This is a genomic window from Acidobacteriota bacterium, from assembly GCA_009861545.1.
Classification (GTDB): Bacteria; Acidobacteriota; Vicinamibacteria; order Vicinamibacterales; family UBA8438; genus WTFV01.
On record VXME01000138.1, the window covers coordinates 23,591 to 33,276 of the forward strand.

A 9,686-nucleotide genomic window follows, 5' to 3' on the forward strand; every position below is an offset into this window, starting at 1 on the left:
GCGACAGCAGCGTGTTGCCGCCCACGTCGGGGGCGGACAGTAGGCGCGGGAGCGCGTCGCCGGGAGGCAGCGCGTCGCCACGACGCGGGGAGAAGCCCATGTTCATCACCAGGAAGCACTTGTCCCGGCGTGCGGTGCTGCGCGGCGCCGGCGCCACCCTCGCCCTCCCGCTGCTCGACTGCATGGTGCCGGCCCTGACCGCCCTCAGCCGGACGGCGGCGGCGCCGGCGCGGTTGCGCCGGCTGGGGGTGTTCTACGTGCCCAACGGCATGTCGATGGGCTACTGGTGGCCGAGGACGGAAGGACCGCTGCAGGAACTGCCGCCGACGCTGCGGTCGCTGGGGGCGCTCAAGGACCGGGTTCTGTTGCTGGGCGGCCTGGCCGACAAGCCCGCGGACCTCATGGAAGGGGGCGGCGATCACGCGCGATCGGCGGGCACGTTCCTGACCGCGACCACGTTCAAGCTGACCACCGGCGCCGACGTGTACGCGGCGGTGTCGATGGACCAGGTGGCGGCGCGGGAGCTCGCCCGGGAGACGCAGCTCACGTCGCTGGAGCTCGGTATCGAGTCCAACGCGATGGTGGGCACCTGCGACGGGGGCTCGAGCTGCGCCTACACGAACACCGTCGCGTGGCGGACGCCGACCACGCCGTTGCCCGTCGAGCGGGACCCGCGCGCCGTCTTCGAGCGCCTGTTCGGCACCAGCGGCAGCACGGATCCCGCCGCGCGGCTGGCCCGGCTCGAGCGCGATCGGACCATCATCGACGCCGTTTCCTCCGAGCTGAAGCGCCTGGAGCGGCTCCTGGGGGCCGGCGACCGGGCCAAGGTGTCCGAGTACGTCGACTCGGTGCGGGACGTGGAGCGGCGCATCCGCACCGCCGAGCGGCAGAGCTCGCGCGAGCTGCCGCTGGTGGACGAGCCGGCGGGCATTCCGGACGACTACGCGACGCACGCGAAGCTCCAGATGGACCTGCTGGCGCTCGCCTACCAGACCGATCTGACCCGCGTCAGCACCTTCATGCTGGGGAAGGAGGTCAGCGGCCGGGCCTATCCCGAGATCGGGGTTTCCGACTCGCATCACCCCTTGTCGCATCACCAGGACGAGTACGGCAAGCTGGAGCGCCTGCACCGGATCAACGAGTACCACTTCCAGCAGTTCGCCCACCTGGTGGAGAGAATGGAGGCGATGCCGGAAGGCGACGGCACGATGCTGGACCACACGGTCTTCCTGTACGGGACCGGCATCAGCGACAGCAACACGCACTTCCACGACGACCTGCCCGTCGCGGTCGTCGGGGGGCAGAGCGCCGGGATCAGGGCCGGTCGCTACGTGCGGCACCCGCAGGGGACGCCGATCGCGAACCTCTACGTGTCGCTGCTCGACCGGCTCGGCGTGCACGTCGACAGCTTCGGCGACAGCACGGGCCGGCTCGAGACGCTGACCTGACGAGATTCGGGAGAGCGCAGGATATCGCCGCCCGGTTCGACGACGCGGACATGCTGGTGCGCTCCATGGAGCAGGGGCGCGATCTCGCCGCCACGCTCGGCGGCAACTCCTGCGTGCTCATGCGAGGACACGGCGCCGTGGTGGCGGCGGGCTCGCTCAAGCAAGCCGTGATGATTGCCATCTATCTCAAGCTCAATGCCGAGGTGCAACTGCAGGCGATGGCGATCGGGACGCCGCGGGGTCTGTCGGAGCGTGAGGTCGAGCTATCCCGCGCGACGCAGCTCTCGCCGCTCGCCCTCGACCGCGCCTGGGAGTACTTCTGCGTGCGCGCCGGCGTCGATCCGATCTAGGCGTTCCCCCCGGCGTCGGAGCGAGAGCGGTCATTGCAGCTTCAAGAGCGGAAGCTGTCGCACGTCGTGTGAGAAGATCCGTACAGGAGGATGTCGATGAGCGCAGGCAGGATCGAATCGGTGCGCATCCGGGGGTTCAGATCGCTCGCAGATGTCGAGTTGTCCAATCTCCAGAATGCGAACGTCCTGATTGGCGCCAATGGCTCGGGAAAGTCCAACTTCATCCGATTCTTCGAGATGATGGGCTGGATGCTGCGGTCACGAAGACTCGGCGAGTTCGTTGAGCGGCACGGCGGCGCCGATGACCAACTGTACGGGGGCAACAGCGTTACCCCGCGCATGGAGGGTGAACTTGCGCTGCGTACCGGGAAGGGCCGCAACGATTATCGCTTTACGTTGTCTCATGCACATCCGGACCGATTCATCTTTACTGAGGAAGCATATCGATTCAGCCCGACCCACTATGCCACGGATGCGCCGTGGCAATGTATTGCCAATGGTCACCGGGAAGCCGGAATCGTCGACGTTGCGCAGGCTTGGTCATCCGTCGAACCCAATCCGGTCACTGCCAGGGTCATTGTCCACCTCTTGAAGGGCTGCCAGGTCTTCCAGTTCCACGACACGTCCGACACTTCGAACTTCAAGAAGCGCTGGGACACGGAAGACAACAATTACCTGCGTACGCACGGCGGGAATCTCGCCGCGGTCCTGCATCGACTGGAGGAGGAAGACGTCAAGCGGTTCGATCTGATATGTCAGCATGTCAGGCGTGTATTGCCGGTTTTCGACCGCTTCCAGGTCGACGAGAGCTTTGGGAAAGTATCGTTGCGATGGAAGGCGTCCGGTACGGACAAGACCATCGGGGCGCACCTCACCTCGGACGGATCACTCCGCTTCTTTGCTCTGGTGACGTTGTTGAACCTGCCGTCCGAGATGTTGCCGGACGTTCTGCTGCTGGACGAACCGGAGCTCGGCTTGCATCCCGCGGCCATCGCCCTGGTTGGCAGCATGATCAAGTCGCTCGCGATGGAGAGGCAGATCATCGTAGCGACGCAGTCGCCGCTACTCGTCGACGCGTTTGACCTGGAGGACATCGTCGTTCTGGAGCTGCGGGAGGGGCGGACCATGTTCCGCCGACCTGACGCCGAGGGATACAAGCGATGGCTCGATGAAGGCTTCATGCCGGGCGAGATGTGGCAGAAGAACCTCATTGGAGGGCGTCCGTGATTCGTCTCGCGGTGTCGGTGGAGGGGCAGACGGAAGAAGAGTTCGTGAAGAGGGTCCTCGACGAGCACTTGCGACCGCTCGGCGTCGCGCCGGAGCCGATCCTGATCGGCGGCAGCGTTACAGTCAGGCGGCTCGCGTTCGATATGGCGCTACTGTATCAGTCCCATGATTCCGTGACCTCGCTTGTTGATTTCTATGGATTCCCGCGGAAAGGGGACAGGACTGTCGAAGCTATTGAGACACACCTTCGCGAGAAGATTGGTGAGCGGGTCGGTGGCGGCTGGGATGAGAACAGAGTCTTCCCGTACGTCCAGATGCACGAATTCGAAGGCTTATTGTTTTCGGATGTCGAGGTTTTTGCGACGCAAATCGACTTCCCGCCAGACTGTATGGCAGCGCTGCGGGCTGTGCGTGAACAGTTCACGACTCCAGAGGACATCAACGATAGTTGCGAAACGGCTCCGAGCAAGCGCATCGCACGTGCAATTCCGAGGTACGACAAGCGTCTTCACGGTCCGATATTGGCCGAGGAAATCGGTCTCGACAGGATCCGTACGGAGTGTCCGCGATTCGATGCGTGGGTGAGGCGTCTGGAGACGCTGGGGACTGAATGACTCTCGTTGGAGGAGGGCTGAATCGGTTGCCCCCAATCGGCGAAAGGATGGCCGGTGTCGGCGTCGAGCGCCCAGAGTAAAGGAGCCCGCGGCTGGCGCGTCCCCCGTCAAGGCACGCGCCCGAGCAGTCGGAGCGTCGCACCGGTCGACGCATCGAGCGCCTCCAGCAACCGGTTGCGCTCGCGCAAGAGCGTGATCTCGGCGAATCGATACGCGTCCCCCTCCGGATCCGCCGTCGCGAGCGTCCGCAGCGGTGACAGGCCGGGCAGCGCGCTCGAATCGAGGCCGGGATCCGGGTGAAACGGATCCGATGGCGAATAGAGCACGCGATGTAACGGCCGCAGGATGCGCAGGAGGGCCAGATCCAGCGGCGCGCCGAGCGGAAGGGTCGCGCCGGCGTCGACCTCCGACACCAGCTCCAGCAGGCGCCGTTGTCGTCGAATCGCCTCGGCGAGATCGAAGCGGTCGCCGGCCTCCTCCGCCCTGCGCTCGAGCGCCTCGCCCAGCGCGCTGACCTGGCTCGTCAGGTCCACTGGCAGTCGCGGAGCGCTCAGCAGGCGGGCCAGCGCGTCCCCGTACAGATCCGTGTCGGTCTTCAGGATATCGAAGTCGATCTTGTCGAACGTGTCGTCCGGGGTGTGCCACCACCAGTACCCGCCGTCCGCCTCCAGGCGCCGGTGATCGAGCTGCAGGAGCGGGAGGCCGACGCCGTTGAACGACTGATCGGAGTTGCGCCCCGGACGCACCGGCTCTACGGCTTCCCCGGTCCGTTGCGCCACGACGTCCGCGGCCAGGCCGCCGAGGGCGGCGCTCGCGGTGGCGCCGAAGCGGCGGGCTCCCATCTGCCCCATGCCGTCGATGTTGACGTAGGCGACGCCGCGCGTCCGCAGCTCGTCGAAGTGATGGTCGGCGAACCAGGTCGAGCCGCCGTAGCGGGCGTTGCTGTGTCCCGGCCACCAGGCCACGACGAGACCGCGCCGAAGGCGCTGCCGATTGGCGTGGAAGGCACGGGCGAGCTCGACCATCGCGGCATTCGACGCCCCCTCGTCGGTGCCGCCGAAATACCAGGAATCGATGTGCCCGCCGAACAGGACGAACGGCGCGTCGGGATCGGGGGCCGGAATCCGCGCGACGGCAAGATGGTGCTGGCGCCATCCCGCGTCCACGTCCGCCGTGATGCGCACGCGTGTCTCGCGCTGCGCGAGCCGGAACCGGAGCGCGTCGCCGTCGCTGCGCCGGATGTGCACGGCCGGGATCGCCGGCAGCCGGTGGTAGTTGCGCAGCGAGGGGGTTCCCCAGGTGCTCGTGACGATCAGATCGTTCAGACGCTCTTCGCGGTGCACGTACACGACGCCGGCCGCGCCGAGCATGGCGAGCCGATCGAGGGAGGCCCGTCCGGGATTGCCGTCGACCAGGACGACGGCCCCGGTCACGTCGGGGTAGCGGCTCCGCGCCGTACCAGGAGCGTCGATCTCCCCGGCCAGCACGAGGCGCTCGCCCGTGCCCGGTTGGAGCGCGGGAATGTCGCGGACGTCGCCACCGTCGACCAGGTCGGCCTCCAGCCCGTCGGTGGGCGCCGAGAACGAGTAGGTGATCGCGTCGGGCGAAAAGGACCCGCCCACCACGTCCAGGCTCGCCGCGATCGGGGTGCTCGCGTATGCCTGATACGTGTGCACCTCGACATCGACGCCGTCGCGGCGCAGGGTATCGACGATGTGGTCTATCGCCGCCCGCTCGCCGGCGCTCCCGGAGGGGCGCTGGTGTCGCACGATCGCGGCGGCCTGTTCCTCGAGCCCGCGGGGCGTGACCAGCTCGCGAACCGCGGCGGACAGCCCGGACTGCACCGTGGAGCGCTCGACGGCCCGCGGCGGCCCGTTCTTGTAGACGCGCCCCCCGCGCATCACGAAGACGACCCGGCCCAGCGCCGCCGGGTCGGTCAGCGGGTCGCCGTCGAGCGCGATGATGTCCGTCTCGTACCCGGTGGCAATGGCGCCGATCCGATCCTCCATGCCCAGCGACTCGGCGGCGAGCGAGGTGGCCGAGACCACCGCGTCCATCGGGTCCTGCCCGCCCTGCTCGACGTAGGCCACCAGCTCGTCGGCGTTGGAGCCGTGGCTGCCCGCATTGGCGTCGGTGCTGTAGACGATCCGCACGCCGGGGGTGGCCGCCGCGGCCCGGAAGAAGGCGAGGGCGCCCGGCCGCGACGCTTGCAGGTTGGCGAACCCCTCCAGCGTGTAGCCCCCGACGCCGGCGTAGCGGTCGCCATTCTCCTGGTAGTTGCGGAAGAGCAGGTCGATCTGGTTGCCGAGATACATGCCGCTTTCGACGAACACGTCGACGTCCCCCGGCTCGAGCATCCAGCCGTGCTCCACCTGGGTGCACCCGGCGTCGGCGGTGAGGCGCAGCGCGTCCGATCGATGCAGGTGGACGACCGAGCGCAGTCCCCGGGCGCGCGCCTCCCCGCAGGCGGCCTCGAGCTGGGCGGCCGACAGGTTGGTGACGCCGCCGAAGCGGATGCTCGTCGACGCGAACACCTTGATGACGTCGGCCCCCGCCGCGGCCCGCTCGCGCACGTACGCCCGAATCTCGTCCGGCGTGCCGGTGTCTTCGCGCACCGCCCCGAGCGACGACAGCAGCCGCGGGCCCGGAATCTCACCCCGGTCGATCCACGCCTTCAGTTCGGCGTCATCCGGCGAGCCCAGACTCTGCATCGTGGTGATGCCGTTCATCAGCGTGCGGTACGCGTTCTCGGCGCCGTGCAGCGTCACGTGGGCGGCGCTGGGGTCGTTCTCCTCCCGGTGCACCTTGCCGTCGTCGTCGAAGTGGTTGCCGATGTGCACGTGCGTGTCGATGTAGCCCGGCAGCACCGTCAGGGCGCTCAGGTCGTGGACGCGGTCGCCCCGGCCGCTGCCACGGGGCACGATCTCGGCAATCCGCCCGTCGTGCACCACCAGATCGCGGTCCTCCAGCACCTCGCCGCGCCCGTCGAGGATACGGGCGGCGCGGAGCACCGTCGTTTCACCGGCGGGCTGACCGAGCGCCGGTGCCCCCGGCCACGCGCTGGCCAGGGCCAGCAGCAGGGCAAGGACGAGCAGGCGGTGCTCCGGGCGGTCGATTCGGTCGTTCACGGTTTCCTCCCTCACGCGTGAGCGTCGAGGTCCTGACTCCCCATCAGTACGGCATGATGACGTACCCTGACCACAGTGTGCAGCACATGCATGCAGGCGGGCAGCGCGCGGCGCGCTCAACTGGCGCCCTCGGGGCGCGCGGTTGCCGGACGACGCGATGCAGTGAACAGAGGAGCAGTCGGATGAGTGTGAATCGCAGGACGTTCATGTTGCGCGCCGGCGGCGCTGCCGTCGGACTGTCGGTGACGTTCGCGGAGAGGTCCGCGGCGGCACGGGTCCAGGCAGGCGCGTCCACCGCCGCGCAGTCCGAGCTGGAGGGGTTCGATCCGCAGGCCCTCTCCACCCTCGTCAATGCCGACCCGGAGTTCGGGCTCGCCGCTCGCGAGTGGGATGCGCTCGTGCAGCTCGGACTCGATGACCACCACTACGGTGTCTCGATCCGCAACGGACGGGTGGTCGAGGTCGTTCCTGCAAGTCCCGGCGCGGACTTCGACGTCCGGATCGCCGGGCCGCTGGACGCCTGGCGCCAGGGCTTCGGCGACTACGGTCTCCGGTCCTCCGGAGACGACCCCGATCACCGCTGGCCGTACCAGGCCGCCATTCTGCGGCTCGCGGCGCTCGTTCGCGAGACGCTGGGGGCCCCGGTTGCGGAGCACCTGGGCGACGAGGTCGACCGCGAGTTCGACTCGACGGTCGGACGCTACGTCTACGTCCGGATCCGCGGCATCCAGTACCGGGTGTACTTCGAGGAAGCCGGTCAGGGCATGCCGATGGTGCTGCAGCACACGGCCGGCTCCGACAGCCGGCAGTGGCGACACCTCCTGGAAGACCGCGAGCTTCAGCAACGGTTCCGGATGATCGCCTACGACCTGCCGTTCCACGGGCGATCGCTCCCGCCGACCACGGACCGCTGGTGGACCACAGAGTACCGGATGGACACGCAGCACCTCATGGATTCGATCGTGGCGATCTCGAACGCCCTGAAGCTCGAGCGCCCCGTCTACATGGGCTGCTCGGTGGGCGGCTATCTCGCACCGGATCTCGCCTACTACCATCCCGACAAGTTCCGGGCGGTGATCGGGATCAACTCGTCGATTGCCGGAACGCGCGTCGAGAACAAGGGCAAGCCGTATGCGAGCCGCTTCAGCCATCCGCAGAACGGCACCGCCTACATCGGGTCCCGGATGTACATGATCACCTCCCCGGAGGCCCGCGAGGCGTTCCGGCGGGAGACGGGCTGGATCTACAGCCAGGGCGGCCCCGGGATCTTCGGCGGCGACCTGTACTACTTCTCGGTCGAGCACGATCTCAGAGGGAAGGCGCACACCATCGACACCTCCAGGGTCGGGGTCCACCTCCTCAGCGGCGAGTACGATCCGACGGCCAGGGGGCCGGCGGAGTCGCTGGCGGCGATGATCGACGGGGCGACCTACGACGTCATCGAGGGCGGGTCGCACTTCGCGATGAGCGACGACTATCCGCGCTTCCGGAAGTACCTGCTCCCGGTGCTCGATCGGGTCTACCGGGAGCGGGGATGACCCCGGCGGGCGCGACGGGCGCGCGCCTCGCGGCGTTGGCGTGACCCTGGCGGTCACCGGAGAATGAGGGAATGCGGAGAACCATGCGACTGATTGAAAGACGTCTCATCGTGTTGGCAATCGCGTCGGTGTGTTTCGCGGCTCAATCGCCCGCGACGGCCCAGCAAGCGGAGGCGCCCGCGGAGCTGCGGTCGCTCCTCGAGGGCACCTGGGAGCTCGTCGAGTGGCACGTCGACGGCGAGGTGCTCCGTCCGCCGCACGCCGGCGGCCGCTGGTCGAATCACGACGGCGTCGTGGTGGCCACGTTCCACCGCGAGACGGCGGCCGGATTCGAGTCGTTCGTCGGCTACGGCACCTACGAGATGGACGCCTCGCACTGGAGCTACACGTACGAGCGGGTCCAGACCGCGAGCGGACCGTCCGCCGGGGAAGCTGCGGTCGCCGTGCGGTCGGGGGGAGAGCCGCGGCGGTTCACGATTGTCCGCGACGGGGATGCCATTGTCCTCGAGGGCACGAACGATCGACGCGAATACGCGGACGGCTACTTCTCCTACATGCCGAACGGCAGGCTGTTGCGCAAGTACCGCAGAGTGGACGAGTAGGACTCCGGACGTCGACGGCGAGCGCGGCGTTCATGTCGGCGAGCGCGCTCATCGGCCTGGCGCCACTATCCGCGATGCGTGACCAGGCGGGAGAGCTGGACCAGCAATAGGCAGGAACGGGTATATATAGGGGGGTCCGATCCGGGAAGAACCGCCAGAGGAGGTCGAGCATGAGCGCAGAGCCATGGAACGCCGACAGGGTAGCGGAGTTCGTCAGGAAGAACCTCCTCGGCATCGCGGCCGGGCTGGCGGTGGCAGTCGTGGCGGGGGTCGCGGTCTGGACCGTGAACTGCCCCTGCGAGGCGACCCCCGGCTTCATCCTGCTGGGTGACACCAATGAGGAGCCGGTGGCCGACTGGAGCTTCGCGAACGACGTCCCGCTGTGCGCGATCCAGATCTGGATCTGGGGGCGGCCCCACTCGGTGAACGTCAACTGCATGGCCACGCCGGAGGGCGAGCTGTTCATCAGTTGCTCGGTCGGCGACCAGAAGTACTGGTGCCCGCGGGTGGGACAGGACCACGCGGGACGCCTTCGGCTCGACGGCGTCGTCTACCCCGTCTTCCTCAACCGCGAGATGGACCCGGCCCAGCTCGACCACGTCTGGGCCACGCGGATCCGGAAGCTGCAGAAGCCGGCGGTGCAGGCGCGGCAGCCCGGGGGCGGCGGCGCCCCGCCGCCGCGCGGCGGCCCGCGGCGGCGCCGCCGGCGACCCCTCCGGCCCGGGTAGCGCGCGTTGCGCCGGGGGAGCGACGCCGCTCGGGGCCGGTCGGGGAAGGCC

At 68.3% G+C, this 9,686-nt stretch carries 8 protein-coding genes; 7 read left to right on the top strand and 1 reads right to left on the bottom strand.

Going from position 1 to position 9,686, the window contains the following annotated elements; genetic code table 11:
• Positions 1–98: 98 nt before the first annotated feature.
• From F4X11_21800 to F4X11_21815, 4 genes are all read left to right on the top strand, one after another.
• On the top strand, positions 99–1,448 hold the full coding sequence (locus F4X11_21800) for a DUF1552 domain-containing protein (protein MYN67628.1): 1,350 nt from the start codon (positions 99–101) through the stop codon (positions 1,446–1,448).
• A gap of 50 nt (positions 1,449–1,498) precedes the next feature.
• Positions 1,499–1,798, top strand: coding sequence for a hypothetical protein (locus F4X11_21805; protein ID MYN67629.1), 300 nt, complete (start codon positions 1,499–1,501; stop codon positions 1,796–1,798).
• A gap of 90 nt (positions 1,799–1,888) precedes the next feature.
• The gene (locus F4X11_21810) at positions 1,889–3,025 is read left to right on the top strand and encodes an AAA family ATPase (GenBank protein ID MYN67630.1); all 1,137 of its coding nucleotides are present in this window, start codon (positions 1,889–1,891) and stop codon (positions 3,023–3,025) included.
• Positions 2,992–3,639 carry a DUF4276 family protein gene (locus F4X11_21815; GenBank protein MYN67631.1) on the top strand — a complete coding sequence of 216 codons (648 nt, stop codon included), beginning with the start codon at positions 2,992–2,994 and terminating at the stop codon, positions 3,637–3,639. Before F4X11_21810 ends, F4X11_21815 begins: the two co-directional genes overlap by 34 nt.
• A 107-nt stretch (positions 3,640–3,746) precedes the next feature.
• Here the strand turns inward: F4X11_21815 and F4X11_21820 are convergent, their stop codons facing one another.
• Positions 3,747–6,767: an amidohydrolase family protein gene (locus F4X11_21820; GenBank protein MYN67632.1), complete on the bottom strand. Its 3,021-nt coding sequence runs from the start codon at positions 6,765–6,767 to the stop codon at positions 3,747–3,749.
• A 764-nt stretch (positions 6,768–7,531) separates the two neighbouring features.
• On the opposite strand from F4X11_21820, the gene F4X11_21825 reads away from it, so the two are divergent.
• The 3 genes from F4X11_21825 to F4X11_21835 all read left to right on the top strand — a co-directional run bounded on the left by F4X11_21825 (position 7,532) and on the right by F4X11_21835 (position 9,635).
• The gene (locus tag F4X11_21825; protein ID MYN67633.1) at positions 7,532–8,305 is read left to right on the top strand and encodes an alpha/beta hydrolase; all 774 of its coding nucleotides are present in this window, start codon (positions 7,532–7,534) and stop codon (positions 8,303–8,305) included.
• An 83-nt stretch (positions 8,306–8,388) separates the two neighbouring features.
• The gene (locus tag F4X11_21830) at positions 8,389–8,907 is read left to right on the top strand and encodes a hypothetical protein (GenBank protein MYN67634.1); all 519 of its coding nucleotides are present in this window, start codon (positions 8,389–8,391) and stop codon (positions 8,905–8,907) included.
• Positions 8,908–9,077: 170 nt separating this feature from the next.
• Positions 9,078–9,635: a hypothetical protein gene (locus F4X11_21835; protein ID MYN67635.1), complete on the top strand. Its 558-nt coding sequence runs from the start codon at positions 9,078–9,080 to the stop codon at positions 9,633–9,635.
• The last annotated feature ends 51 nt before the right edge of the window (positions 9,636–9,686 follow it).

Coding starts and splice junctions, on each gene's coding strand:
- F4X11_21800 (MYN67628.1), top strand. CDS start 99: ATGTTCATCACCAGGAAGCACTTGTCCCGGCGTGCGGTGCTGCGCGGC.
- F4X11_21805 (MYN67629.1), top strand. CDS start 1,499: ATGCTGGTGCGCTCCATGGAGCAGGGGCGCGATCTCGCCGCCACGCTC.
- F4X11_21810 (MYN67630.1), top strand. CDS start 1,889: ATGTCGATGAGCGCAGGCAGGATCGAATCGGTGCGCATCCGGGGGTTC.
- F4X11_21825 (MYN67633.1), top strand. CDS start 7,532: ATGCCGATGGTGCTGCAGCACACGGCCGGCTCCGACAGCCGGCAGTGG.
- F4X11_21830 (MYN67634.1), top strand. CDS start 8,389: ATGCGACTGATTGAAAGACGTCTCATCGTGTTGGCAATCGCGTCGGTG.
- F4X11_21835 (MYN67635.1), top strand. CDS start 9,078: ATGAGCGCAGAGCCATGGAACGCCGACAGGGTAGCGGAGTTCGTCAGG.